This is a genomic window from Cognataquiflexum nitidum (genome assembly GCF_022538055.1).
Classification (GTDB): Bacteria; Bacteroidota; Bacteroidia; order Cytophagales; family Cyclobacteriaceae; genus Cognataquiflexum; species Cognataquiflexum nitidum.
The window spans coordinates 1-26,120 of the sequence record NZ_JAKZAM010000044.1; the positions used below are offsets into that span (position 1 = coordinate 1).

At 39.2% G+C, this 26,120-nt stretch carries 24 protein-coding genes; 22 read left to right on the forward strand and 2 right to left on the reverse strand.

What is annotated here, in order from left to right; genetic code table 11:
* Window positions 1-191 precede the first annotated feature (191 nt).
* From MMU07_RS20110 to MMU07_RS20150, 9 genes are all read left to right on the forward strand, one after another.
* The gene (locus MMU07_RS20110) at window positions 192-608 is read left to right on the forward strand and encodes an RrF2 family transcriptional regulator (RefSeq protein ID WP_241128403.1); all 417 of its coding nucleotides are present in this window, start codon (window positions 192-194) and stop codon (window positions 606-608) included.
* Between the two features lie 74 nt (window positions 609-682).
* The gene (locus MMU07_RS20115; RefSeq protein WP_241128404.1) at window positions 683-955 is read left to right on the forward strand and encodes a DUF2061 domain-containing protein; all 273 of its coding nucleotides are present in this window, start codon (window positions 683-685) and stop codon (window positions 953-955) included.
* Window positions 930-1,634 (forward strand): phosphoadenylyl-sulfate reductase, encoded by a 705-nt coding sequence (locus MMU07_RS20120; RefSeq protein WP_241128405.1) that lies wholly within the window; start codon window positions 930-932, stop codon window positions 1,632-1,634. The genes MMU07_RS20115 and MMU07_RS20120 overlap by 26 nt, the downstream gene beginning before the upstream one ends.
* A gap of 110 nt (window positions 1,635-1,744) precedes the next feature.
* Entirely contained in the window at window positions 1,745-2,644 is a 900-nt protein-coding gene (gene cysD, locus MMU07_RS20125; RefSeq protein WP_241128406.1) for a sulfate adenylyltransferase subunit CysD, read from the forward strand.
* Between the two features lie 147 nt (window positions 2,645-2,791).
* Complete coding sequence (locus MMU07_RS20130) at window positions 2,792-4,048, forward strand: sulfate adenylyltransferase subunit 1 (RefSeq protein WP_241128407.1); 1,257 nt, start codon at window positions 2,792-2,794, stop codon at window positions 4,046-4,048.
* Between the two features lie 207 nt (window positions 4,049-4,255).
* Window positions 4,256-6,358 (forward strand): HEPN domain-containing protein, encoded by a 2,103-nt coding sequence (locus tag MMU07_RS20135; RefSeq protein ID WP_241128408.1) that lies wholly within the window; start codon window positions 4,256-4,258, stop codon window positions 6,356-6,358.
* Window positions 6,355-7,128, forward strand: a complete 774-nt coding sequence (cobA, locus tag MMU07_RS20140; protein ID WP_241128409.1) for a uroporphyrinogen-III C-methyltransferase — start codon at window positions 6,355-6,357, stop codon at window positions 7,126-7,128. The genes MMU07_RS20135 and cobA overlap by 4 nt, the downstream gene beginning before the upstream one ends.
* Before the next feature lie 218 nt (window positions 7,129-7,346).
* Complete coding sequence (locus tag MMU07_RS20145; RefSeq protein ID WP_241128410.1) at window positions 7,347-7,940, forward strand: precorrin-2 dehydrogenase/sirohydrochlorin ferrochelatase family protein; 594 nt, start codon at window positions 7,347-7,349, stop codon at window positions 7,938-7,940.
* Between the two features lie 63 nt (window positions 7,941-8,003).
* On the forward strand, window positions 8,004-9,329 hold the full coding sequence (locus MMU07_RS20150) for an ATP-binding protein (RefSeq protein WP_241128411.1): 1,326 nt from the start codon (window positions 8,004-8,006) through the stop codon (window positions 9,327-9,329).
* A 133-nt stretch (window positions 9,330-9,462) separates the two neighbouring features.
* On the opposite strand, the gene MMU07_RS20155 is transcribed toward MMU07_RS20150, so the two are convergent.
* Together MMU07_RS20155 and MMU07_RS20160 are read right to left on the reverse strand one after the other, a co-directional pair.
* Window positions 9,463-9,762: a hypothetical protein gene (locus MMU07_RS20155; RefSeq protein ID WP_241128412.1), complete on the reverse strand. Its 300-nt coding sequence runs from the start codon at window positions 9,760-9,762 to the stop codon at window positions 9,463-9,465.
* Window positions 9,763-9,873: 111 nt separating this feature from the next.
* Entirely contained in the window at window positions 9,874-10,209 is a 336-nt protein-coding gene (locus MMU07_RS20160) for a hypothetical protein (RefSeq protein WP_241128413.1), read from the reverse strand.
* Window positions 10,210-10,544: 335 nt separating this feature from the next.
* On the opposite strand from MMU07_RS20160, the gene MMU07_RS20165 reads away from it, so the two are divergent.
* From MMU07_RS20165 to MMU07_RS20225, 13 genes are all read left to right on the forward strand, one after another.
* Window positions 10,545-12,086 (forward strand): serine hydrolase, encoded by a 1,542-nt coding sequence (locus MMU07_RS20165; protein WP_241128414.1) that lies wholly within the window; start codon window positions 10,545-10,547, stop codon window positions 12,084-12,086.
* 50 nt (window positions 12,087-12,136) lie between these two features.
* Window positions 12,137-12,343 carry a hypothetical protein gene (locus MMU07_RS20170; RefSeq protein WP_241128415.1) on the forward strand — a complete coding sequence of 69 codons (207 nt, stop codon included), beginning with the start codon at window positions 12,137-12,139 and terminating at the stop codon, window positions 12,341-12,343.
* Window positions 12,340-12,807 (forward strand): PIN domain-containing protein, encoded by a 468-nt coding sequence (locus tag MMU07_RS20175; RefSeq protein ID WP_241128416.1) that lies wholly within the window; start codon window positions 12,340-12,342, stop codon window positions 12,805-12,807. Before MMU07_RS20170 ends, MMU07_RS20175 begins: the two co-directional genes overlap by 4 nt.
* 9 nt (window positions 12,808-12,816) lie before the next feature.
* Window positions 12,817-13,026: a hypothetical protein gene (locus tag MMU07_RS20180; RefSeq protein ID WP_241128417.1), complete on the forward strand. Its 210-nt coding sequence runs from the start codon at window positions 12,817-12,819 to the stop codon at window positions 13,024-13,026.
* Between the two features lie 365 nt (window positions 13,027-13,391).
* Complete coding sequence (locus MMU07_RS20185; protein ID WP_241128418.1) at window positions 13,392-14,513, forward strand: hypothetical protein; 1,122 nt, start codon at window positions 13,392-13,394, stop codon at window positions 14,511-14,513.
* Between the two features lie 480 nt (window positions 14,514-14,993).
* Window positions 14,994-15,293 carry a hypothetical protein gene (locus MMU07_RS20190; RefSeq protein WP_241128419.1) on the forward strand — a complete coding sequence of 100 codons (300 nt, stop codon included), beginning with the start codon at window positions 14,994-14,996 and terminating at the stop codon, window positions 15,291-15,293.
* Between the two features lie 723 nt (window positions 15,294-16,016).
* On the forward strand, window positions 16,017-17,387 hold the full coding sequence (locus MMU07_RS20195) for a tyrosine-type recombinase/integrase (RefSeq protein WP_241128420.1): 1,371 nt from the start codon (window positions 16,017-16,019) through the stop codon (window positions 17,385-17,387).
* 185 nt (window positions 17,388-17,572) lie between these two features.
* A complete protein-coding gene (locus tag MMU07_RS20200) occupies window positions 17,573-17,980 on the forward strand; it encodes a hypothetical protein (RefSeq protein WP_241128421.1) in 408 nt (135 codons plus the stop codon).
* A gap of 18 nt (window positions 17,981-17,998) precedes the next feature.
* The gene (locus MMU07_RS20205) at window positions 17,999-18,736 is read left to right on the forward strand and encodes a tetratricopeptide repeat protein (RefSeq protein WP_241128422.1); all 738 of its coding nucleotides are present in this window, start codon (window positions 17,999-18,001) and stop codon (window positions 18,734-18,736) included.
* A 403-nt stretch (window positions 18,737-19,139) separates the two neighbouring features.
* Window positions 19,140-21,302 (forward strand): type I restriction-modification system subunit M, encoded by a 2,163-nt coding sequence (locus MMU07_RS20210; protein WP_472843682.1) that lies wholly within the window; start codon window positions 19,140-19,142, stop codon window positions 21,300-21,302.
* Window positions 21,303-21,308: 6 nt separating this feature from the next.
* Window positions 21,309-21,947 carry an abortive infection family protein gene (locus MMU07_RS20215; protein ID WP_241128423.1) on the forward strand — a complete coding sequence of 213 codons (639 nt, stop codon included), beginning with the start codon at window positions 21,309-21,311 and terminating at the stop codon, window positions 21,945-21,947.
* Window positions 21,940-24,870, forward strand: a complete 2,931-nt coding sequence (locus MMU07_RS20220) for a type I restriction endonuclease subunit R (RefSeq protein ID WP_241128424.1) — start codon at window positions 21,940-21,942, stop codon at window positions 24,868-24,870. Before MMU07_RS20215 ends, MMU07_RS20220 begins: the two co-directional genes overlap by 8 nt.
* A 281-nt stretch (window positions 24,871-25,151) precedes the next feature.
* A complete protein-coding gene (locus tag MMU07_RS20225; RefSeq protein WP_241128425.1) occupies window positions 25,152-25,925 on the forward strand; it encodes a hypothetical protein in 774 nt (257 codons plus the stop codon).
* Window positions 25,926-26,120: the final 195 nt, after the last annotated feature.

The following is a 26,120-nucleotide window of genomic DNA, read 5'->3' on the forward strand; positions in this document are numbered from 1 at the left end:
CGACACCTTGATCAAAAAGTCAGAAAATGTCCTCCAAAACCTCACTCATATAGCTAAATTACAACCTGAGTAGTTACACTAAATTTACTTAATCCTGTAATCCACTAATTACCTAATCTCTTAGGTTTTTCTCTTTCTTGATGCGTGTAGACTAACTTTGAGAATAGCGGAAAAACCCTATTTTTGTATCCATGCTCTCCAAAAAAACCAAATATGCTTTTCATGCCCTGACCTACCTTGGCAAGCACCGTGACCAAAAGACCGTTCTCATCCATGACATCTCTGAGGAATACGGGATTTCGCATAAATTTTTGGAAAACATCCTCCTCGAACTCAGAAAAGCGGGCATCCTCGGAAGCAAAAAAGGCAAAGGCGGAGGATATTACCTGATCAAAGAACCCAAAGATGTGGCGCTATCCAAAGTTATCCGTTTACTTGACGGACCAATTGCCCTGCTTCCCTGCGTCAGCCTCAATTACTACGAACCCTGCGCCGAATGCAAAAGTGAGGCGCTTTGTGGCCTCAACAAAGTCATGATCCAAGTCCGCGACGAGATGCTCAATGTGTTGGAAAACAAGTCCTTAGCTGACATTTTAGATAAAGAATAAAATTTTTTCTCCTATTACCCTATAATATTTATAGACTTTATATACTTTTGTAAAAGTGTGATAATGTTAACTATATGATTTTAGACCAGCCGATCAAAAAGTGGTTTGTGGCCAAACAGGGCAAAGACTCCAATTTAAAGAGCTTTATGAAATCCATTTCCTGGAGAATCGTCGGGACTTTGGATACTATGGTGATCTCTTTTTTTGTCACCGGGCAGCTGGTGATGGCGATATCCATCGGGTCCATCGAGGTGGTCACCAAAATCATTCTCTACTACTTCCATGAAAGGGCCTGGGAAAGCGCCACAAAAATTGAAAAAGATGAGCCTAAAAAAGAATTTGCATAACCTCAGCGAAAAGATCGACAACCTTTCTCCTGTAGAAGGACTTGCATTTCTCTCTGATCTTTTCAGGGGGAAAGTTGTCTTTTCTACCTCATTGGGCCAAGAAGATCAAGTCATCACCCAAATGATCGCCGAAAACTTCCTTCCTATCCACATATTTTCCCTGGATACCGGGAGGCTTTTTCCTGAGACATTGGACCTGATAGCCCGCACCGAAACCAAATACCATACAAAAATCAAAGTTCTCTATCCTGAAAGAGAATCAGTGGAGAACCTGGTCCTGAAACAAGGAATCAATGGTTTTTATGATTCGGTTGATAACCGCAAATCCTGCTGCTATGCCCGCAAAGTCGAACCCCTTAAAAGGGCCCTTCTCGGAAACAGTATATGGGTCACAGGACTTCGTGCAGAGCAAAGTGCGAACAGAAGTGACATGAAAAAGATCGAATGGGACGAAGCAAATCAGATTATCAAGTTCAACCCTTTGCTAGATTGGAGTTTTGGTGAAATGATCGCTTACATCACTGAAAATAAAATTCCCTATAACCCGCTTCATGACAAAGGTTTCATCAGCATTGGCTGCGCACCTTGTACACGGGCCATCCTACCGGGTGAAGATGCCCGGGCAGGGCGGTGGTGGTGGGAAGATTCCAAAAAGGAATGCGGCTTACACGCTAGGTGAGAAGCGAGAGGCGAGAGGTGAAAAGCGAGAAGCGAGAGAAAAGACACGAGATTTGAGATTTGAGATTTGAGATTTGAGATTTGAGATTTGAGAAAAAAAAGTAAAAAGACATGTCAAACCTATTTATACCTAATCCCAAAGAAGCAGAATCGATCCACATCCTGAGGGAAGTGGCGGCACAGTTTGAAAGACCTGTACTGCTTTTTTCGGGAGGAAAAGATTCTATCACCTTAGTCAGATTGGCCCAAAAGGCATTTTATCCGGCAAGGATTCCTTTTCCATTGTTACACATTGACACAGGTCATAATTTCCCGGAAACGATTGAGTTCCGTGACCAATTGGTCGCCGAATTGGGTCTTGAACTGATCGTCCGCAATGTGCAGGACAGCATCAACCAAGGCAAAGTCACCGAAGAGCGGGGAAGATATGCTAGTCGTAATACCCTGCAGACCACTACCCTTTTGGATGCCATCGAGGAATTCAAATTTGATGCCTGCATTGGTGGCGCAAGAAGGGATGAAGAAAAAGCAAGGGCCAAAGAAAGGGTCTTTTCGGTTAGAGATGATTTTGGTCAGTGGGATGAAAAAAACCAACGACCCGAACTCTTCGACATGCTCAATGGCCGAATCCACCAAGGACAAAACGTGCGGGTTTTCCCGATTTCCAATTGGACTGAACTCGATGTGTGGGAATATATCAAAACCGAAGACATCGCCATTCCTTCCATCTATTTCGCCCACAAAAGGGAAGTTTTCTTCCGTGACGGGATGGTTTGGACCGCAAACGAGCATGTGTACAGGGAATCACATGAGGAAGTATTTGAGAAAATGGTCAGGTTCCGCACCGTCGGCGACATGACTTGTACCGCGGCTGTACTTTCGGATGCAGAGACTTTGGATGCTGTTGTAGCCGAAATCAGGGATTCAACCATCTCCGAGCGGGGAGCGAGAATCGACGACAAGCGTTCCGAAGCAGCCATGGAAAGCAGGAAGAAAGTCGGGTATTTTTAAAGGAGATGTGAGACGTGATTTGAGACGTGAGACACAAGACATGAGACGTGAGACAGATTGGTCAAAAAATTAGATTCAGCCATAGTCCGTCGTCAGTGGTCCGAGGACCAATAACCCAATAACCATTAACTTATTTCCCATTTCCCCATGACACACAATAGAAAACTTATAAAAATCGCAACAGCAGGATCGGTGGATGATGGCAAAAGCACCTTGATCGGAAGGTTGCTGTATGATACCAAATCCCTTACTACAGATAAGTTGGAAGCTATCGAGAAAACCAGCCGTCAGCGTGGTTTCGATTACTTGGATTTTTCTTTGGCAACAGACGGCTTGATTGCAGAACGTGAGCAGGGAATTACTATTGACGTTGCCCACATTTATTTCAATACTGCCAAGACCAATTTTGTCATAGCCGATACTCCCGGACACGTGGAGTACACCAGAAATATGGTGACTGGTGCCTCCACTTCCCAGGTGGCGATAATCCTGATTGACGCAAGAAAAGGCGTGATCGAGCAGACCAACAGGCATTTCTTTATCAGTAACTTGCTCCGACTCGGCCATGTGGTCGTTGCTATCAATAAAATGGATCTTGTCAATTACGACGAAGATGTTTTCTTGAAAATAAAGGCAGACTTTGAGGTTTTGGTAGAAAAGAGCGACTTCAAAACCGATCAGATCACCTTCATTCCGATCTCGGCACTGAAAGGGGAAAACATAGCAAAGCATTCTGAACTCATGCCTTGGTATGTCGGAAATACACTTTTGGACCATCTTGAGGTCTTGGAACCTTCGGATTTACATGAAAGCACGGTGGCTAGATTTCCGATCCAATATGTCACGAGGCCTAGGACGGAAGCCTTCCATGATTTCAGGGGATTCTCCGGCAAACTCTATGGCGGAAGCTTGAAGGTTGGCGACGAAGTGACGGTATTGCCTTCCTTTACAGAATCCAAAATCAAAACCATCCATTTCTTCGATCAGGAATATTCCGAGGCATTGCCCGGAGCTTCCATCACGATCACATTGGAAGATGAAGTCAACATCAGCCGAGGCGACATGTTGGTAAAGTCCAGCGAACTGCCAAAATCTGAAAAGCAAATCACTGCAACGATCTGCCAAGTCAATTCCAAGCCATTGAAAGTGGGAGATAAATATACCCTTCAGCACGGCATCAACAGGGTTTTGGCAAAAGTCGAAAGCATCGATTCTGTGATCCACACGGATTTCACAGGGGAAGTTCCTGCAGCCCAACTCAAACTGAATGACATCGGTAAGGTGAATTTCAGGTTGAGCAAGTCTATCCACTTCGACACCTACCACGACAACAAATCCAACGGCAGGTTTATCCTGATCGACGAAGGAAGTTATGATACTGTGGGAGTTGGGTTTATCGATTAAAACTGAAATAAATAGAAATAAGTGGAAATAAATTGAAATAAAAAAAAGCATCTGACCGCCAAACAAGCTCAAAATGGTGCCAAATTATTTCGCCGAAGGCATATTTCGCAAAGCCTATTTCAACCTTATTTCAATACTGACAAGTCAATGTCGACAGATTAAATTCCATAATACCACATTCCCTCTTGGGGGACAAAGATTCAAAAGATGCAAAGCTTCAGAACAGAAATAGAAAATCCCATCGTTGAGAAAGACATTCTCGAACTGGAAAAAAAGATTCGACTTTTTAGAGAAGGCAAGATTGATGAGGAAAAATTCAGAAGCCTCCGCCTAGCCCGTGGCGTCTATGGACAGCGGCAGCCGGGTGTACAGATGATCCGAATCAAGCTTCCTTACGGCAAATCCACCGGCGAACAGCTGAGGCGGATTGCTGACGTTTCGGACAAATATTCCACCGGCAGACTGCACATTACCACCCGTCAGGATATTCAGATCCACTACGTGAGTTTGGATGAAACTCCGGCCTTGTGGGCTGAATTAGAAAAAGACGATGTGACTTTACGCGAAGCCTGTGGAAATACTGTGCGGAATGTAACCGCTTCTGAGACTGCCGGAGTCGATCCCAAAGAGCCTTTTGATGTTACTTTGTATGCAGATGAGGTTTTTAAATATTTTTTGAGAAATCCTGTTTGCCAAGAAATGGGCAGGAAGTTCAAAATGGCATTTTCAGCTTCTGATGAAGATACCGCATTGGCTTACCTCCACGATTTGGGATTTATCCCAAAAGTAAAAAATGAAAACGGCCAAGAAATCCGTGGCTTCAAAGTCATGCTTGGCGGTGGATTGGGTTCACAGCCGAGACATGCCGATTTGATCACGGAATTCCTTCCCACAGACGAATTGATCCCATTTATTGAAGGTGTTTTGCGGGTTTTTGACAGGCATGGAGAAAGGGCAAGAAGGCTGAAAGCACGGATGAAATTTTTGATTTCAGATATCGGATTGGAGGCTTTTCTGGATTTGGTCAAAGAAGAACAAAAAGCCCTGCCATTCAAAAAATATCCCATAAACCACGACGGTTATGAGAATTCAAAGGTGCTCATTCGACCGGAAGTTCCCGAGTTGGAAGAGCCTTTGGAGCTCGCTTATGAGCAGTGGAAACTCACCAATGTCCTTCCCCAAAAACAAAAAGGACTTGTATCGATCGGTGTGAAAGTCCTTTTGGGAGACTTCTATACCCCCCAAGCAAGGCAGATCGCTGACTTGGTCAAAAACTATGCAAACAATGAGCTGAGATTTACGCTCAGGCAAAACATCCTCATCCGCGATGTTCAGCAAAAAGCCATTCCATTCTTTTACCAGGAGTTAAAAAAAATAGGTTTGGCTGATGCCGGGTACAATACTTTCGGAGACATCACGGCTTGCCCGGGAACAGATACCTGTAACCTCGGCATTGCGAGCAGTACAGGAATTGCCAAAGAATTAGAGAAAGTAATCCTTGCAGAATATCCCCGATACCTCAAAAATAAAGACCTGACGATCAAAATATCTGGTTGCATGAATGCTTGTGGACAGCACAATATGGCCCATATCGGATTTCAGGGCATGTCCATGAAAGTTGGCAAAGTGGTTGTTCCTGCGCTTCAGGTTTTACTCGGCGGAGGTACTTTGGGCGATGGACAGGGCAGATTTGCGGACAAAGTGATCAAAGTTCCTAGTCGCCGTGGTCCGGAGGCTTTACGAATCCTGATCGCAGATTTTGAGCAAAATGCCAACGGTACTGAATCCTTTTTGGATTACTATGACCGACTTGGACATATTTATTTCTACGATATTTTGAAAGTATTGACAGAAACCTCCACCATCACCGAAGCCGATCAGGTTGATTGGGGACATGAAGAAGCATATAAAGTGGCTGTGGGTGTGGGGGAATGTGCCGGAGTGGTGATTGACTTGGTCGCTACTTTATTGCTTGAAGCCAGGGAAAAACTCGAGCTTTCCAAAGAAGGTTTGGTGGAGAAAAGATGGTCTGACAGCATCTATCATACCTATGCTGCGATTGTCAATGCAGCAAAAGCAATCTTGCTGAGCGAAAGCAAAAGCACCAACTCCTATGCAAACATTGTGGCATTGTTTGACGAGACATTTATCCAAACAGGAAAAATCGGCTTGGAAAAAGACTTGGCTTCAATCGTATATGAAATCAACAAAAATGAGCCTTCCCAAGAATTTGCGGAAGCATATTTCAAAGAGGCCATCAAAGTATTTGACGCGATCAGCGCTTTCAGAGAACAGGAGGTAACAGCATGAATCAATCCATCAAACCAAAAGTAACTTTGGTCGGTGCAGGTCCGGGAGACCCTGAACTGATCACTTTGAAGGGGGTATTGGCGCTAAACAAAGCCGATGTCGTTCTTTATGATGCCTTGATTGACAAAGGTCTCCTAAAGCATGCACCCGACAATGCCATCAAAGTTTTTGTGGGAAAGCGGGAAGGCAGTCAAGTAAATCCACAGGAGGATACCAACAGACTTTGCGTGGAATATGCCTTGAAATATGGCCATGTGGTCAGATTGAAAGGCGGTGATCCTTTTGTTTTTGGCCGAGGAGCTGAGGAAATAGATTTCATCTCAGCCTTCGAGATTCCAACGGAAATGGTTCCGGGGATATCTTCTTCTGTGGCTGTTCCGGCAGCAGCGGGAATTCCCGTCACCAAGCGCGGAGTGGCTGAGAGTTTTTGGGTAATCACAGGAACCACAAGTTCCGGGGAATTGTCACGCGACCTGCACTTGGCCACCCAATCTACGGCTACAGTAGTGGTTCTGATGGGTTCCAAAAAGCTCTCCGAAATCGTCGAAGTCTATCAAAAAGCAGGAAAGGGAAATCTTCCTATCGCCATGATCCAAAGCGGAACAACCATCGAGCAAGAAATAGTAGCAGGAACGATCAACGACATCCAATCCAAAGTATCCGAAAGCCGTATCGGTGGTCCTGCAGTGATTGTGATTGGGGAAGTGGTGAAGGAAAGTTATCAGTTGATGGAAATTTATCATTCTAAAATTGAGGTTTTAAAAAATTGATATTGATGGATATTGGATATTTGCTTCGCGATATTCTACCCAATTTGTACCCTCTATTCTCCCAGAAACCAAATAATTTATGCAATCATAAGTTAGATATTAATTGATATTGGATATTGATAGATATTTTACCGGAAACAGTACTTCATATCTTCTCAATTAGAGGAAACCTGTATCAATTAATATCAAAAATTATCAACTAATATCAAGATTTAAATATGAACCACCTCTACCCCATCTTCCTTAAAGTCCATCAATTGAATACGCTCTTGGTTGGTGGGGGATTTGTGGGAACCGAGAAATTGGCTTTCCTGCTCAAAAGCAGTCCAAAAGCGCAGGTGACGGCTGTTTCCAGGGAATTCAATGAAGATTTTTTGGCTTTGGCAAAAGACAATCCATATGTCACTTTGATCCAGGATGTCTACCACGAGAAATATCTTGGAGGAAAGCATATCGTCATCGCCGCCACAGACGACAAAGCGGTCAACAAACAGATCCAAGACGATGCCAAAGAAAGGTTTCTGTTGGTCAATGTAGCAGATACACCGGACCTCTGTGATTTTTACTTGGGAGGAATAGTCAGCAAAGGCAATGTCAAGATCGCAATCAGCACCAACGGCAAATCTCCTACTACAGCCAAGCGATTGCGTCAGCTACTCGAAGAAGTCATCCCCGAAGACATCAATGAGTTGGTAGAAAATATCAACAAATATCGGGAGACCTTAAAAGGAGATTTTGAGTATAAAGTAGAGGCCTTGAACAAGCTGACAGAGGGCTTGGTCAGCAAGGAGAAATCGGGACAATTTGAGTAAAATCACACAATTAGTTCCGATTATGTGATTTTTTTCACACTTTTGTAACCAATTGTGTGATTTATGTATTTTCAAAGGGATTTAGAAAAGGATTTGCTTCTGTGGAAAAACAGAAAAAACCGCAAGCCACTGTTACTCAAAGGTGCCAGGCAGGTGGGTAAAACGTCATTGATTAAAACTTTCGGAAAGAGAGAATTTGAAGATGTCGCCTATTTCAATTTTGATGAACAGCCGGATATCAAACAATTTTTTGAATCAACCAAAGATGTTACACGATTGCTTCAAAATCTTTCTTTGGTACATGGTAAAAACATCCAACCTGAAAAGACACTCATTATTTTTGATGAGATTCAGGAATGTAAACCTGCCTTAAACTCGCTCAAATATTTCAATGAAAATGCACCTGAATATGTCATCATTGCTGCCGGATCTCTTTTAGGAATCACTTTGGGCAATGAAGCCTCTTTTCCAGTTGGCAAAGTTGAATTCATGGAAGCTTTCCCTCTTACTTATTTGGAGTTTTTGCATCAAGCGGATCCAAATTTGGCTGCTTATGTGAAATCCGCGGAATTGGGAGAGCCAATACCTGATTTCTTCTTCAACTCCCTATTGGAAAAATTCAAGCTTTATTTCATTTCGGGCGGATTACCGGAAGCAGCCAAAATTTTATTGGATGAAATGGACATTGATAGGACTCAGCAAATTCTTCAGGACATCCAAAAAGCATATGAACTTGATTTTTCGAAACACACTGAGAAGAAGGACATACCCAAAATTTCTTACATATGGGATTCCATTCCTTCCCAATTGGCAAAGGAAAATAAAAAATTCTTGTACCAAGCTGTCAAAACAGGTGCGCGTGCAAGAGAATATGAAGACGCTTTACTTTGGTTGGTCCAAGCAGGATTGGTCCATAAAATTCACCGCTGTACCCAGATCCATTTGCCATTGACGGCTTACGACGATTTGTCTGCGTTCAAGATTTATCTTTTTGATACCGGTTTATTAAGAAGAAAATCCCAACTTGATCCCATGGCATTCAAAGAGGGAAATAGACTTTTTGTAGAATTCAAAGGAGCATTGACTGAAAATTTCATCTTGCAGAGTCTGATGCCACAACTAGATGTCTTACCAAGATATTGGACTTCTGAAGGAAAGGCAGAAGTGGATTTTTTGATCCAATTCCGGAATGAGATTATCCCAATAGAAGTGAAATCCGATGAAAATGTCAGGAGTAAAAGTTTGGCTTATTACTCCCAAGTTCATTCTCCTAAACTTAAGATCCGCTACTCACTGAAGAACATGGAATTCAGGGATGGATTGTTGAACATTCCTCTCTTTTTGGTAGATCGAACAAAGGATTATCTCGAAAAAATATTTGTTGAATAAAAATCGGAGAAGAAAATCCAGCCTGAAATGCCATGACAAAGCGGGGGTAAAATCACACAATTAGTTCCGATTATGTGATTTTTTTCACACTTTTGTAACCAATTGTGTGATTTTGGTATTTCTAATCAATTTTTCAAAACCGAAAACCAATCCCGACCGAGTACCTGAATCCCAAAGTAGATATATTTGTCCTGCCATCAAATTTCGCGACTCTATCCTCCAACAAGCTGTCGATTAAAGGAAGTCTATCTACAATGTGCTCAAGGATAAGTTGGAGGTTTTCATCTAGTTCCACGGGAGGAAGATCTCCATCCAAGGTCATTCCCACATTGTAATTGGAGATAGAAGGCCCCAAGACCAAAAAATCCAGAGTCATCCTGTCCCACAACACAAATTGGTATCCCAAAGCCACTCCGGCACTGAGGATATTCATGTTAGAATTGAGGGTAACAGTTTCAAATTCATTTGATTCTGCACTCTGAATTTCAAAATCCTTGATGTTTTTAAAATGGTGAATAGAGGCATCCGGGGCAATATATACACCTCAGGGGGCACTGTGTTTGTTTTTTTTGGCTAAGTAAAATCTGTAGTCAACGGTAACATTGTATCCGAATTGCTCTGCATTTGAAATCTTCTGAATATTTTCAAATCTGGTGAGGAGCTCAGGCAAAGTCATATGGCCTACCTGGACAGAAAATGATCGATTGGGGTTAAGTATCCTTTCGTATTGAAACAAAAATGCCCTGTTATACAATGCTGCTTCAATCAGGTTGTACTTGATGACATTTTTTCTAGATACAGAATCCTCCCTTTGGGAAAAGGTTGAAAATGAAATTAAAACCAATCCAATTATTAAAGAAAAAATACTAAAATTTTTCATAGCACTGTCATTTAAAACTTGACATTCGAATTCAATTTTATTAAAATTTCATGTGGAATTCATTTTAGAATACGGAATTTTATAAAGCCACAATTCCCTTTTCATTTATAACTCATTTTTCGAATTTAATTCTTTTTGGCTACTTATTTCATCAATTAAAGTATTAAATCGGTTGTTTTTGAATTTAATTTTAGATTGTCAATTTCTAGCAAAACAATCTTTTAAAAATGGATTTTTTTGGAGGTACGACCTGTCAAACCCTATATTTTTTACCAAGAAAGCCTATATTGTATTCGCTAGAATCCAGTTATAATGCCTTTTAAAATTCCTTAATTATGAAAAAACTCTTCCTTTTTTTCACCCTGACTCTGCTCTTTATTATCGACCTATCCGCCCAATCCAAAAAGGGTCCAGACCTCAAAAAACTCGATGCGTACTTTGCCAAAATGGTGCAGGATTGGGATGTACCGGGAGCAAGTATCGGCATCGTCAAGGACGGCAAGTTGGTCTTTACCGGAAACTATGGCCTTATCGAAACAGGCAAACCCGAAAAGCCGGATGAAAACACCCTGTATGCCATTGCCTCCAATTCCAAGGCTTTCACTTCTGCGATCATCGGGTTGCTCGTGCAGGAAGGGAAACTGAATTGGAACGACAGGGTCAAAGACCATCTCCCCTATTTTTCGCTTTACAACGATCCTTGGATCAGCAGTCAGGTCACCGTGCGGGATATCCTCAGCCATAGAGTGGGTTTGGGTACCTTCAGCGGAGATGTGATTTGGTACAAATCCGAAATGAGCGCCGAAAATATGATCAAGCTCGCAGGAAAACTTCCACAGGCCTATGATTTCCGTGCCGGATATGGCTACTCCAACCTGATGTATATCACTGCCGGCGAGCTTATCAAAAAAATCACAGGCAAAACATGGGGCGAAAATGTCAAAGAAAGAATCCTGATTCCCTTGGAAATGAACAGGACACTGACTTCCGCAAGGGAATTAGAAAGTACAAATAACATTACCACGCCACATGGACGGGAAAACGACATAAACTTCCCCATTCAATTTGAAGATTGGAATGAAATCGGAGCCACAGGTGGCATTATCTCTTCGGTCACCGACGTGGCCAAATGGATGATCTTTAACCTGAATCATGGAATCCATGGCAAGGACACGCTTTTGACCAGGTCCACCCGCAATATGGTTTGGACACCGCACAACAATTTTCCGGTAGACCACACTAGAAAAAACGACTTAGGAAGGCATTTTTCAGGATATGGCTTAGGTTGGAACCTGGGAGATTTCCATGGAAAACTGATGGTGGGCCATACAGGAGGATTTGATGGGATGATCACTGCGGTGACGATGATTCCGGAGGAGAACCTCGGCATTGTCGTCCTGACCAACGGCCACAAAAGCCCCATCATGGCTGCTACCTATTATGCTTTTGACCAATTCCTGGAAACAGGCACCAAGGATTGGTCGGCAGACCTACTCGTCAGGACCAATGAAAACCAAAAAAATGACACCCGCATCGCAGACATGAAAGCCAAACGGGTGATGGATACCAAACCCTCCCTTCCCCTTTCTACCTATGCCGGTATTTTCCATACGGAAGTGTATGGCAATATCATTGTCACCATCGAAGGCGAGGAACTCCTGCTTGAATTTGAAAATTCACCTCGCCTTTCCGCAACACTACAGCATTGGCATTATGATGTATGGGAAATCGTATGGGACGAAAAGCACGCTTGGTTCAGTTTTGGTACGGTCAAATTTCAGACTGACAACGACATGAAAGTAACAGGACTGGAATTCCAAGTCCCCAATGATGATATTTTCTTTGAGGAACTGAAACCAAGGAAAGTGTCGAATTAGAAATAAGTAAAATCAGGGTCAATTATGTATATTTGATTAAAATCATTCTTATGATACTGGAAAGGACAAAAAACGAAATATTGGTTAGGCTGCCCGCCAATGTGGATTTGACAGAACTTCAAAATATGCTTGACTATTTGGAATATATGGAACAAACCAATAGCTCAAAAATAAGTCAGGACGAAGTAGAAAAATTTGCAGATGAGGCCTCAAAAAACATTTGGCAGAAATTTAAAGCCCTGAGAAATATTGGATGAAAATTATTGTTGACACAAATATTGTATTTAGTGCAATCTTAAATTCCCAAAGTAAAATAGGGCAGCTAATTATATATGGTTCAAAATTTTTTGATTTTTATTCGGTCAACCTGTTGAAATCAGAGATATTGGACCATAAAAACAAACTTTTAAAGCATTCAGGAATGGATGATGCTCAATTTGAAAGAGCATATGAAATAATAACGGATAGAATAACTTTCATTGATGAAATTCTAATTTCAGATAAGGATATTGATATTGCCATAGATTTGGTATCCGAGACTGATGAGGATGATGCGCTGTTTGTTGCTCTGGCAAACCATATGGAGTCGCAACTTTGGTCAGGTGACAAAAAACTGATGAATGGATTATTAACCAAAGGTTACAAGAGATTAATTTCTACCGAGAATCTCTATTCTGTTTTTCTTCAAAAGGAACTAGAATCTTTAAGAGCTCATGAATAAACTCTGTGGATGAAAGCAGAAAATCAGCAATTGTTACTTCGGGATGAATCAATCATACCTACAGACAAAGTGTTGGAAAAAGCACTCGGGGAAGATATTTTTTCACTGTATGACATCCTCCCGATTTGGGTGGCAGCATCCCTGCCCTATGTCCCTGTGATTCTCTTGGAAATTCCCATTGCAGAATTGATGAAAACTTTCGCATCCTTTGTCCTTTAACACTAAGATCAAAATCTGCCTGACCGAAAAATAGTTGATCCAATCATCATGTTTCCTTTCTGATTGTCACATCCATCATTGTTTGACTCAGGGACTAGACTTAAAAATGAATGGAATGATTTGTGATGGATCGGTCTTTACGGCATACTGTTTTGAGGAGGTTCTTGAACAGGCAGAGGCAGCTGACTTACCAGCAGTTAACTTTTGTAAGACCGCAGGTGCCACAGAATTAAGTTCAGTTCTGATACCTTTCTAAAAACACCTGATCTTCCGCCTTGAAAAATTTATTTCAATCCCTTTAAAATATGTCCTTTCAAATTTTTTTAACCAGCAACTTTTAAATAGATTTATTCAAAACCCTTATTATGAGATACTTATACAGATTTTTGATTTTCTTCTTCTGCCTAGGATTATGGACAGGCTGTGATTCGGATGAATCTCCTTCAGACGTACCTCCAAAGGAAATATTTATAGAGGATGAAGGAGGCAGTAACGGGATCCTTTTCCCCAATGACAATACAATTGTAATCTACAATATGGCACGGGGTGCTGTTCTGGATCGAAACGGAAAGTTTCAAAAGGGATTCTGGATACTTAGCCATGTTTTTGACCATATGATTGTAGAGGGAAACCAAATCTTTGCAACGGGAAAAACCGAAGGTGACAACAGACTTGGGGTATCTGCCTACAATCTAAACGGGGATTTTTTATGGGAAAAATTTGTTACCCGTGGTCCGGAAATGGTAGAAGCACCCACCCTCAAGGTACTGGGAAATGAACTGATTCTTGCCTTTACATCGACCACAAATGAAGATCCCAATGCACTCCAAAAGAAAGTTTATTTTGAAGTATTTTCAAAAAATGGGGACGCATTAGGATCCTCAGATTTCAGATTTAAGCCAAAAGCGGATTTCTTTGCCAGTCACCTAGTGATTGAAAGCAAATCAAATTTTCTTGTCCAAGGTCAGAGAAAAATAGCAGATCCCGCTTTAGATGAACAGGGAATCCTGATTTATAGGTTTAAGGATGGCAAGGTAAATTGGGAAACTGAAAAAGGAGGCCTCGGGTTTTCGACAGTGACAAGCGTCATCAAGAGTCCCACGGGGGATTTCCTTTTTGTAGGATCCAAGCAGACTACCGCCTGGGCATTTTTGCTGAATGACAGCGGCAACACCCTTTGGAATTTGGACCATGGTGATGGTATCAACAGAAATTGGTTTATGGATGCCATCTATCTTGGCAACTCGATCCATTTTTGCGGATTTTCTAATGCCACCCCAAACCAAACGGAAACAGCTTTGATTTTTTCTACCGATTTAGCAGGTGGCGGAGGTATCGAAAAGATTTACAATGGAATCGAAAGTTACCGACACAATGCTGTCGGCAGCAGGGCGCAAGATGAGGTGATTTTTGTGGGAACAAGAACGGTAAACAATACCTTTAGAACTGATTCCTGGCTTTTGTTTACAAACGGCAAAGGGGAATAGATACCTATTTTTGACCGCCAAAAAAAGGTTGAGGTAGCGTTTTGGGAAGTACCGAAATCCTTGGATAAGCGCAATTTTAATTCCCAACTAGAAGAGGCCAGGATATCATTTTTGCCAAGCTTCCTTAAAATGCAACTAACATTAAATCATTTACTTAAAAACATTCTGCTTTTAGCTGGGTTAGGATCACATTAATTGGCAAATCCCAAATTTGATTGAACCTGTAAATCATATACTGTTACTATATGATGTAACATCTCCGATTTATATATCAACAAACTGCACACTAAAAAATAATTTTAAAATAGATGAAGAAGTTTAAAAAATCCGAAATAGTATTAATGGTTTTGGTGGTAGTCCTAATCGGCATATCAGAGTATTATTACCTCATTCAAAATGAACCGATGAAGGCTATTTTTATTGGTTTGTGGTGTCCGACCATTTTGGGCTTTTTGATAATATTTAATATAAAAAGGTGAAATGGAAAACTTAGACATAATTATATTGACAGTATTGGTCGTTGTTTCTTTTGTAATTTTTATAGTCACTTCTGTAAAGGAAATTACCCACATGGAGCAGAAGCCCTATGAATTTGAAAAGGCATCCGGTTTTACCAGAGCAGCTTTATTCAACGTGCTTAGTTCCTTTTTTGAGGATGATGAAATTCCTGAAAAAACCAAAGAAAAATTCAAAAGTACCATAAAGCGCACCATCTCAGATATGGAAACAGATGGGATGTATTTTGACGAAAAAGGGAAAAAATTCCCGAAAAGTGAATAACTTAAATTTACAACTTCTTTAAAATTATTTTTTGGCTTTCTGTCTGGGGAAAACTCTTACAATCAGTTTATATTTCACCGAAAAATCCCGCATCGGAATTTTTGATCTTCCTATAAGCGATGCATCCAAGGAGAATTTTTAGACAGTCCAAACCGGTTGGGAAATTGATTTCTTTGATTTTTGAGATTGACCAAAAGTAACAGTTGTTGGGTTTTGGGAAATTGTAAAATACATAAAGGGGTTGAAGTAGTTTAATCACTTTGGGAGACGACTATTTCAAAACGATGGGTTTGAAGCATTTTTTACTTTGGCTTTTCATTCGGTTAAGAAGCCTACAACCATTCCGTTGTCGTCATTCTTAATCAGGTAAGACCACCATGCATCTTCAATAGCGAAAATACCTATCAGGATCCGCTCCGGGGTAGCTAAAGGGTAACCCAGACACGGAGTATCCTAAGCTAGGACACGGAGTATCCTTAGGAGGGACACGGAGTATGGGTAGGGGAAGGTGGTCGGAAGGTTAGGGGAAGTATAGGAGAAGGGTAGCCGGAACTCTCATGAAAGCAGGATCCAAAGTTAAACGTTTAAGATTGGGTTGAAACTTTTTATCAAAGAACCAACAGGTTAAATTATGGCTGATATCCTGCTTCTCTGGAAGCTGGATCAGTAGCTATCCTGCTTCTCCGGAAGCTGGATTAATGTTGACGTTTAATTTTTAATCCCATGGAACCAAAACCTATCCAAGTAGAGGTGATCGGAAAGAAGATCATCCTGAAGATGCCCAAAAATGAGGCTGATGTAAAGTTCATCCTGACCCTCAGGTATTCCAAGTGGAACAAGGAAGGTTTTTTTTGGGAGATTCCACACTTTCCCGGCAACCTCGAGCGGATCCAACAGCATTTTGGGGAAAGGCTTGGACCTGTCATCCGACATGAGACTGCTTCTACAGAATCCACCGGGCAATCCAGGAAAATTGACAAAAACCAGGTCTTGGTGATCAAAACCCGGGCCGGTAGACTAAAGCTGGTATTTGGATACAATGCTACTCTTACCAAAACCATAAAATCTATCCCCTACTACCAATGGGATATGAAGAATAAATGGTGGACCATCCCCTACTCCGAGCAGTTTTTGGAAGAGGTGAAAAGAAAGGTAGGGGAACTCGGATTGAATTTGGTTTTTGAAGAAGAAGAAAAGAAGACTGAGGTGGTGGCCAAAGTATCGCCCAATGACATCCCTAATTACAGAAAATGTCCTGAGGAGTTTATTCACAAGCTGGAAGAAAGGAGGTATAGTCAAAGTACCATCAGGGCTTATGTTCCTTTATTCGAAGAATTCCTAAATCACTTTCCGGATTTAGATATCAATGATTTTGGTGAAAAAGAAATCATGGAATTTTCCCATTACCTGGTGACTGTGCGGAAAGTGTCCTCTTCACATCAAAATCAAGCTATCAACGCCGCGAAATTTTACTTCGAAAAAGTCAAAGGCGGCGAGCGGAAATACTATCATGTAGATAGGCCGATCAGGGAGAAAGCATTACCCGAGGTCTGTAGTGAAGAGGAAATCATTGCCATCTTCAAAGCCACCGAAAACCTGAAGCACAAAGCAATCCTGATGACCATATATTCTGCCGGACTCAGAATAAGTGAGTTGATCAATCTCAAAATCAAAGACATTGATTCAAAACGGATGCAAATAAGGATTGAACAAGCAAAGGGGAAGAAGGATAGGTATACTATTTTATCTCCAAAAACTTTAAAAATATTGAGGGAATATTTCAAAAATGAGAAACCTTCAGAGTTTTTATTCGAAGGACAAGGAAGTACTAATGAAAAGCCTATACGATATTCTGCCAGAAGCATTCAAGCCATATTAAAGCAATCCTTGGAAATTACAAGGATTAAGAAAAAAGTAACTGTCCATACCTTACGGCACTCGTTCGCAACTCACCTACTTGAAAACGGTACTGATCTAAGGTATATTCAGTCTCTTCTGGGGCATGAAAGCCCAAAAACAACTCAAATCTATACCCATATTACAACAAAAGGCTTTGATCAAATAATAAGTCCATTGGACAAATTGGATATTTAGACTTTTAGGTTTATGTTTAAGATAATTCAAATATATCCGCAACTGTTGCGCCATGTATTCCATATGGCATACATAGCGCAATGATTGCGTGAAGCAACACGTTAGCGGTCATTCTAAGGACGACAGCACAAACGGGAAAGCTGAAAACCGAATAGAGTAAGCACAACTCAAAAAAATAAAAAAATATGGCAGACAATTGGGACAGATTTCCAAGCAACATCGGTGAAATGTTAGGACAGATAGAAAGGAAATCATTTACATTCAACTACAAAAAATTTGAAGTTTGGCAAGGCGGTGCTTGTATTTATTCAGGCAACTCAATTGGACAAATAGTTGCAAAAGTGGTAAACGGACAATTAAATGTTACAATTGATGACGTTATGATTAACAACCACATAATGAAACATTTTTCGTTTGGCGAAATTTCTACAAATAATGACCGAATAATGTGGAGCAAGGATATTTTTAACTCTTCGGACAAAGTTGAAAGGAATAATCCAGACATCTCTTCTCTTTTTTTTAAACAAGGTCTTTTGAGTAAAGTTACTTTTACTATTCACGACCCAAATACTCTTGTAGAATTCTATTCATAAACATTAAAAACAAACAAAATGGGACTATTCGACTTTTTAAAATCGGACAATAATAAACCGTCAATAGATTTAACGGACTTTAAATTTCTATCTGACGACCATACAAGAATTGAAAATGGACGACCTACAAATGCCAACAATAAAGGTGCTTGGAGAGGTATTAGAGTTAAAACATCAGACAATAGCACTTTTTATGTGACTATGTACAATATGAATGAAAATCACCCAGTTTGGGGCGACAACATTCAAATGGCAGAAAAAAGAATGAAATTAGTTGCTGAACAAAATGACAAAATCATCCTTCGTGGTTTTGGAACGGATGCGATGGGAGCTTCCTTTGCTGACTATGGATTAACCCTACACAAATCAAACAGCAACGTGAATAAAGTGACACTGCATATGCACGACAGAAATATTGACATCGCATATGAAAAAGCTGAAAATAAAAAACAATCAGAAACCTTAAACCAATTTTCTGACTTTGACAATTTTAAAAATTTCACGCATAAATGGAATACAAGTATGCCGATGCAAGAAAAAATGCAAATTGCTATGCAAAGTGATGCTTTAAATAATAAAGGTGCTCACGCATACAATGATGATGATTATCAAAATGCGATTAAATACTTTGAGCAGGCATTAACACTTATGCCAAACAATGATGACGCATTGAAAAATCTAAAATTATGCTATTCAGAAATTGGCAATCAGACAAAATTAAACGAAGTTGTAAAAAGGCTGAATTATTTAAGCTAAGAAAAAGAACGAACCGCTAACACGGGTTTGGCAAAAGTGGCGGTTCAGTGCTCCGCAGACACATTTGTGGTTAATCAAAGTTTGGTTCTCCGCATCAACATTTGTGGTGAAAATCGCCACCTTCGCCAAGCCCGAAAACGTTAGCACTCACCCTAAAAGACCGCCACGACCGACAACAAACGAGCAGAAAAATGACAGACAAAATGCCAACCCTTCGCAAAATTAAAAGAGCTGCAAGCCGACACACAAGCCAACGCTTTTGCAGCACATTTAATTTTGCCCAACCGCACCCAAAGCCCACCCACCACCCAGCTAGTGGACAATGGACAACTTGACGGTAACTTATGGCATTAATGGAGTTTTAAAAACTAACTTTACAACCTAAAATATAAAGACAAACTCAATGAGTGAAGATTATAAAACAATACTAAAAGCCCAACTTTGGAACATTGCCAATACGCTACGTGGCAAAATGAATGCAGACGAATTTCGTGACTACATTTTGGGTTTCATTTTCTATAAATACCTAAGCGAAAAAATGAACATTTTCGCTGACGAAATATTGAAACAAGACAATATTAAGTTCAATGACATAACTCCAAAAACCGAGAACGGGAAAGAATTCATTGAAGCAATTAAGGAAGAAGCACTAGAAAAATTAGGCTACTTTTTAAGACCAGACGAATTGTTTACAGAAGTTGCCAAACGTGGCAAAGGCGACAATGAAGATGACGTTGACAAATTTGACGAAAGCAAAACCAATTTCATTTTAGAAGATTTACAAAAAATCCTTATCAATATCCAGTTGAGTACAATGGGTACCGACAGCGAAGAAGATTTTGACAATCTTTTTGAGGATATGGATTTAAACAGTTCTAAATTGGGTAAAACACCCGAAGCAAGAAATGCAATTATTGCAAAGGTGCTAACGCACCTTGACAAAATTGATTTCAAATTATCTGACATTAATCAAGTTGATGTTTTAGGTGATGCTTACGAATACTTAATTGGAGAATTTGCCAGTGGTGCAGGCAAAACTGCGGGTGAATTTTATACACCGCAAGAAGTTTCTAAAATACTTGCCAAAATTGTTACCACAGGAAAAAGCAAACTAAAATCGGTTTACGACCCAACTTGTGGTTCGGGTTCCTTGTTGCTACGTGTGGCAAAAGAAGTTGAAGATGTAAGTAATTTTTACGGACAAGAAATGAACCGTACTACTTACAACCTTGCCCGAATGAATATGATTTTACACGGTGTGCATTACCGTCAATTTGATATAAAACAAGACGACACACTTGAACACCCACAGCATATTGACAAGCAATTTGAAGCCATTGTAGCTAATCCACCATTTTCGGCTCAATGGAGTGCCAACCCATTGTTTACAAGTGACGACCGTTTTAGCCAATACGGTAAACTAGCACCTAGCAATAAAGCTGATTTTGCATTTTTGCAACATATGATTTACCATTTGGCTGATAATGGAACAATGGCAATTATATTACCACACGGAGCATTGTTTAGAGGTGGTGCTGAGCAACACATTCGTAAGTATTTGATAGAAAACAAAAACTTTTTAGATGCAGTAATTGGTTTGCCAGCAAACATATTCTACGGAACAGGTATTGCAACTTCAATCTTGGTGTTTAAAAAGTGTAGAGAAAATCCTGATGACATTCTTTTCATAGATGCCAGCTTGGAATTTGAAAAGAATAAAAATAAAAATATTCTAAAGGATGAACATATTAATAAGATAATTGACACATATAGAAATAGAAAAGAAATAGATAAATTCAGCACGAAAGCAAGTATAGAAAAAATAAAAGGCAATGACTTTAATTTAAATATTACTAGGTATATAAGCAATAGTGATGTTGAAACTTTAATAGATATCCCAGTAGTAATAGAGCAACTCAAAGAAAACAAATTACAATCTTATGAAAACGATAAACTGATTTCCAAATATTGCGAAATACTACAGATACCTTTTCCAGATGGAAATAACCTGTTTTTATTAAACGAGTTCAAAAAAGGAGTATTACAAAATTTATTTTCGCAAGTATTAAGATTTAAACAAGATGACAATACTGAATTTCCTGAATGGGCAAATAAAAAGCTTAGTGAATGCTTAGATTATGAGCAACCTACAAATTATTTAGTTTCTAGTACTGATTATGAAGATATTTTTGAAACACCCGTTGTAACAGCAGGAAAGACATTCATATTAGGATATACAAATGAAAAGTCAGGAATTTACAATTATAATCTGCCAGTTATAATATTTGACGACTTTACGACCGCTTGTCAATTCGTTGATTTTCCATTCAAGGCTAAATCATCGGCTATGAAAATATTAACGGCAAAAATTGGCTACGATATAAAATTTATGTTTGAGATATTAAAGAACATAAAATATGTGCCCGGTGCACACGGAAGGCATTGGATTTCAGTTTTTGCTAACCTTGAAGTTGAATTACCAACTTATGACGAACAAGTTAAAATTGGTCATTTTATAAATTCTATTGATAAAAGGATTTTACTAATTCAAGAAATAATTAGATAATTCATTTTGAAACACACGAAAGAAATATTACAAGTTCTCGAAAGTCGATATACTAATATTGATTATTACCAAACTATTATCCAAAAAATAGAGGAAAACGTAGAAAGCCATCCCGATATATGTATTGAAAGTTGCAAGGCATTGCTTGAAGGTTTATCAAAGTTTATTTGGAAACAAATTGACCTTTCTTATGATGCTTTGGTTGCCGACAAAATGGATTTTCATCCAGTTGTAAGACAAGCTATGACCAAATTAGCAGACTTCAATGAGGATATAGAATTAGATTTTGTAAATAAGGTGAATAAGCTCATTGTATCAATTGGAGAAGTGCGAAATAAAAGAGGCGATATTTCGCACGGAAAACTTTCACCCAAAGAATATTTTAGTGATAGCCAGTTTTCACAATTGGTAATGAACATTACCGATAATATGCTTTATTATGTACTTCATTCCTTTTCTAAAGTTTCCGTTATTAAGGAATTAGAATACGAGGACAGCACAGAATTTAATGAATGGCTCGATAACGAAAACCCAATTGGAAATTTGAGTTATAGCAAAGCTTTGTTTGACCAAGACAAAGTGGCTTATGAACAAGAATTGGAAAATTATTTAGATGCCAAAGAAACAGTAAGTGAAAATGTCTAGACAGTCGGAACAAATATTAGAAGAACAACTCATTGTCCAATTACAAAAATTGGGTTACGGCTATATTGTAATCAATAGCGAAAAAGATTTATTGCTCAATCTGAAAGGGCAATTAGAAAAACACAATCAGTCTGCACTTACTAAAACAGGCAATGCACAGTTTACACAAACAGAGTTTGAACGAGTTTTAAATTTATTGAGCAAAGGCTCTGTTTTTGAAAAATCAAAAATGCTTCGCCAAAAGCAACACATTATTCGGGATAATGGCGACAATCTTTATTTTGAGTTTCTGAATACCGAGCATTGGTGTCAAAACCAATATCAAGTTACCAACCAAGTAAGCCAGGAAGGGAAATTCAAAAACCGTTATGATGTAACCATACTCATAAACGGTATGCCATTAGTGCAAATAGAATTGAAACGCAGAGGCTTAGAATTGAAAGAAGCATTCAATCAAATCAATCGTTATCAAAGGCATTCGTTTGGTGCTAACTCTGCTTTGTTCCAGTATGTTCAGATTTTCATCATAAGCAACGGAGTAAATACAAAGTATTACGCAAACAATAGAAACCAAAGTTTTAAACAAACTTTCTTTTGGACAGACGTTGAAAATAAAAGACTTTCCAATATTCTGAATGGCTTTACCGATACTTTTTTAGAGCCGTGCCATTTAAGTAAAATGATATGCAAGTACATTGTACTGAATGAAGCCTATAAAATTCCAATGGTGCTTCGTCCGTATCAGTTTTACGCAGTTGAAGCCTTAATAGAAAGAGTAAAGAACTCAACCAAGAACGGTTATATATGGCACACGACAGGTTCGGGAAAAACCCTAACCAGTTTCAAAGCCAGTCAAATTTTAATGGCATTGCCACAAGTTCACAAGGTTGTTTTTGTGGTGGATAGAAAAGATTTGGATTGCCAAACAACCAAAGAATTTAATAGTTTTCAGGAAGGATGTATTGACGGTACAGACAATACGCAAAACTTAGTTAAGCAGTTTACAGGTACATACGTTGACAAAAAAGGAGAAGCCAAAAACTCCAAACTCATTGTAACCACTATTCAAAAGCTAAACACAGCCATTAGCAAATTGAAGTATGAGGCAAAAATGGCTGACTTGAAAGACAAGCGTATCATTTTCATTTTTGACGAATGCCACAGAAGCCAGTTTGGAGATACACACAAACGCATAAAAGAGTTTTTCAATAATGCTCAGTTATTTGGCTTTACAGGCACACCAATTTTTAAGGATAATGCGGCTAAAAACGAACACGGTAAAAGAACCACCAAAGATTTGTTTGAAGACTGTTTGCACAAATATGTAATTACAGATGCAATCAAAGACGAAAATGTTTTAAAGTTTGCTGTTGAATACGTTGGAAGATATAAGCACAAAGACGGACGAGAAACCAACATTGATATTGAAGTAGAAGACATTGACACCAAAGAGTTGATGGAAGATGAAACCCGTTTAGAAAAAATAACGGATTATGTTATTGCACACCACAACCGCAAAACACACAGCCGAGAATTTACAGCAATGTTTTGTATCAATAATGTTCCTACGCTTATCAAGTACGTTGATTTATTCAAAAAGAAAAAGACAGAAGGATTACACAATTTGAACATTGCCACCATTTTCAGTTATGGAGCAAATGAAGATGATGCAGATGCAAACGGCTTTATAAACTTTGAAACGGATTTTGATAATGTTGATTTGAATGTAGTTGCAGAACCAACACCTGAATACAAAATAAATCTTCACAGCAGAGACAAGTTAGAAGAATTCATACAAGATTACAACAAACTATTTGGCGACAACTTCACCACCAAAGACAGCCAAAGTTTTTACAACTATTACAATGACATTTCAAAGAAAGTCAAAGAACGCAAAATTGATATTTTGGTAGTTGTAAATATGTTTCTCACAGGTTTTGACAGCCCAACATTGAACACAATGTATGTTGACAAGAACTTAAGGTATCACGGACTTATTCAAGCATACAGCCGAACAAACAGAATATTAAACGAGCAGAAAAGTCAAGGCAATATTGTTGCGTTCCGCAACCTTAAAAACCGAACAGACGAAGCAATTACTTTATTTAGCAACAAAGAAGCTATTGAAGTAATCATAATGAAACCTTATGAAGACTACACTGCCAAGTTTGATGAAGCATTTGAACATTTAATATCATTAACGCCAACAACTGACAACGTTGATGATTTAGAAACCGAAGATGACGAATTAGAATTCATAAAAGCGTTCAGAGATTTAATGAGAATAAAAAATATTCTCACCGCCTTTTCAGACTTCAAATGGGCTGACTTGAAAATGACTGAACAGCAGTTTGAAGATTTTAAAAGCAAGTATCTTGACCTTTACGACAAAGTAAAAAGCAACCACCAAAAAGAGAAAGTTTCAATTTTGGAAGACGTAGATTTTGAATTGGAGTTAATTCACCGAGACGAAATAAATGTTGCATATATCATTCAGCTTTTAATCAAACTCAAAGCACAGACACAAAAAGACACGACCAAAGCGAAGCAAGAAATTTTCAACTTGCTAAGCACCGAAACGACTTTGCGAAGCAAACGAGAATTGATAGAGAAGTTTATACAAGAGAATTTGCCAGTTATTGTGGACACAGACGAAGTTGCACCAGCGTTTGACAAATATTGGAACGAAGAACAACAAAAAGCATTTTCTAAATTGGTGACAGAAGAAAGCCTTTCACCAGACAAGACAGAAAAATTAATTGAAGACTACTTATTTGCGGAAAGACAACCATTGAGAGACGAAGTATTAGAACTCATAGACGGAGAAAAACCAAGTTTACTTCAACGCAAAAAATTAGGCGACAGAATATTGAAACGTATTATGGACTTTGTAGAAACATTTATAAACGGAATGACAGGATAAGCCAACGCATTTGGTGGCACATTTGTATTTTTTTCCAACGCACAGACCAACGCAAAAAAAATCCAAAAGAGCCACCAAGCCAACGCACCAAGACAGACACGAAATGACAACGAACAACCACGACAGAAAAGAAGGGCGAAGTGCTAACACGGGTTTGGCAAAAGTGGCGGTTCAGTGCTCCGCAGACACATTTGTGGTTAATCAAAGTTTGGTTCTCCGCATCAACATTTGTGGTGAAAATCGCCACCTTCGCCAAGCCCGAAACCGTTAGCTGTGATTTTATGACGACAGAAAAACAAATAAAAGATAAGATTAAAATATTCCGACCAAAAAGTCAGGTCATATCTCTATTTGATTACAACTTAAATGATAATGCAACAAGGGTTTTTAAGTTTCAAGACAAATTAGGTAATAAGATAAGGATTTGGAATTTTACTAACACAATTAAAATTGAGACACCAACAGAAATCGCTCTAAATTTCGCAATAAACATTCCTGACAAATTGTGTTTATCAAACATTTTATTAGAAGATATTAAAGAAATAGGGAAAATATATTCCAGAGAAAAAGGTGACAAAGTAATATTAAACTGCATTAAGTTACTTTTCAATGAGTTGAAATCATTGCAACTTAATACAAACGAAGGGTTAATTGTTTTTAAAAATGGTCTTCAATTGATATTGAACCCTTCAAGAGAAATTTTGACAGAGATTGAAACTCTAAGTAAGATAAAATCAATAATTGAGACAAATTTTCCTGACAAGGACAACAAAGATGATTATGCTGACTTACCAACAGAACTTAAGAAAATACTTTTAGACTATGAGAACTTGGCAATTTCAGATGACTTTGAAAGAGATGAGAAAATTCAAACCCTGACAAAAAAACAACGCACAGACTTCATTGAAACACTTGAGCCAAAACTTGAAAATATAAACGAATTCCTAGACACATTTAATGACAAACCATTATCAGAAGGAGCAATCAGACTTCAATGTTTAGCAGAACTACTAATTGAATTGACATATGAACACGGAAAGAAAAACCACAGCTAACAGCACCTACCCAAAAGGCGGGGTTTTGTGCACGAAAGATACATTTGTGGTAACAGGAACTTTCGTACTTTTAATCAACATTTGTGGTGAATCGCCCGCCCTTCGGGTAGCTGCAAACCGTTGAATTGAATTGTAAGAAAACGCGCGGTGCGGGGTCAGGAAAAGAAAAGTCAATGGAAATCTTTGCAGGAGGCA

What these genes read in the sequence shown, in the direction of transcription:
- MMU07_RS20165 (WP_241128414.1), top strand. Translation starts at nt 10,545, where the DNA reads ATGAAAAAACTCTTCCTTTTTTTCACCCTGACTCTGCTCTTTATTATC.
- MMU07_RS20180 (WP_241128417.1), top strand. Translation starts at nt 12,817, where the DNA reads ATGAAAGCAGAAAATCAGCAATTGTTACTTCGGGATGAATCAATCATA.
- MMU07_RS20225 (WP_241128425.1), top strand. Translation starts at nt 25,152, where the DNA reads ATGACGACAGAAAAACAAATAAAAGATAAGATTAAAATATTCCGACCA.
- MMU07_RS20205 (WP_241128422.1), top strand. Translation starts at nt 17,999, where the DNA reads ATGGGACTATTCGACTTTTTAAAATCGGACAATAATAAACCGTCAATA.
- MMU07_RS20200 (WP_241128421.1), top strand. Translation starts at nt 17,573, where the DNA reads ATGGCAGACAATTGGGACAGATTTCCAAGCAACATCGGTGAAATGTTA.
- MMU07_RS20150 (WP_241128411.1), top strand. Translation starts at nt 8,004, where the DNA reads ATGTATTTTCAAAGGGATTTAGAAAAGGATTTGCTTCTGTGGAAAAAC.
- MMU07_RS20175 (WP_241128416.1), top strand. Translation starts at nt 12,340, where the DNA reads ATGAAAATTATTGTTGACACAAATATTGTATTTAGTGCAATCTTAAAT.
- MMU07_RS20210 (WP_472843682.1), top strand. Translation starts at nt 19,140, where the DNA reads ATGAGTGAAGATTATAAAACAATACTAAAAGCCCAACTTTGGAACATT.
- MMU07_RS20185 (WP_241128418.1), top strand. Translation starts at nt 13,392, where the DNA reads ATGAGATACTTATACAGATTTTTGATTTTCTTCTTCTGCCTAGGATTA.
- MMU07_RS20220 (WP_241128424.1), top strand. Translation starts at nt 21,940, where the DNA reads ATGTCTAGACAGTCGGAACAAATATTAGAAGAACAACTCATTGTCCAA.
- MMU07_RS20115 (WP_241128404.1), top strand. Translation starts at nt 683, where the DNA reads ATGATTTTAGACCAGCCGATCAAAAAGTGGTTTGTGGCCAAACAGGGC.
- MMU07_RS20135 (WP_241128408.1), top strand. Translation starts at nt 4,256, where the DNA reads ATGCAAAGCTTCAGAACAGAAATAGAAAATCCCATCGTTGAGAAAGAC.
- cysD (WP_241128406.1), top strand. Translation starts at nt 1,745, where the DNA reads ATGTCAAACCTATTTATACCTAATCCCAAAGAAGCAGAATCGATCCAC.
- MMU07_RS20155 (WP_241128412.1), bottom strand. Translation starts at nt 9,762, where the DNA reads ATGAATATCCTCAGTGCCGGAGTGGCTTTGGGATACCAATTTGTGTTG.
- MMU07_RS20190 (WP_241128419.1), top strand. Translation starts at nt 14,994, where the DNA reads ATGGAAAACTTAGACATAATTATATTGACAGTATTGGTCGTTGTTTCT.
- MMU07_RS20130 (WP_241128407.1), top strand. Translation starts at nt 2,792, where the DNA reads ATGACACACAATAGAAAACTTATAAAAATCGCAACAGCAGGATCGGTG.
- MMU07_RS20160 (WP_241128413.1), bottom strand. Translation starts at nt 10,209, where the DNA reads ATGAAAAATTTTAGTATTTTTTCTTTAATAATTGGATTGGTTTTAATT.
- MMU07_RS20110 (WP_241128403.1), top strand. Translation starts at nt 192, where the DNA reads ATGCTCTCCAAAAAAACCAAATATGCTTTTCATGCCCTGACCTACCTT.
- MMU07_RS20145 (WP_241128410.1), top strand. Translation starts at nt 7,347, where the DNA reads ATGAACCACCTCTACCCCATCTTCCTTAAAGTCCATCAATTGAATACG.
- MMU07_RS20195 (WP_241128420.1), top strand. Translation starts at nt 16,017, where the DNA reads ATGGAACCAAAACCTATCCAAGTAGAGGTGATCGGAAAGAAGATCATC.
- MMU07_RS20170 (WP_241128415.1), top strand. Translation starts at nt 12,137, where the DNA reads ATGATACTGGAAAGGACAAAAAACGAAATATTGGTTAGGCTGCCCGCC.
- cobA (WP_241128409.1), top strand. Translation starts at nt 6,355, where the DNA reads ATGAATCAATCCATCAAACCAAAAGTAACTTTGGTCGGTGCAGGTCCG.
- MMU07_RS20120 (WP_241128405.1), top strand. Translation starts at nt 930, where the DNA reads ATGAGCCTAAAAAAGAATTTGCATAACCTCAGCGAAAAGATCGACAAC.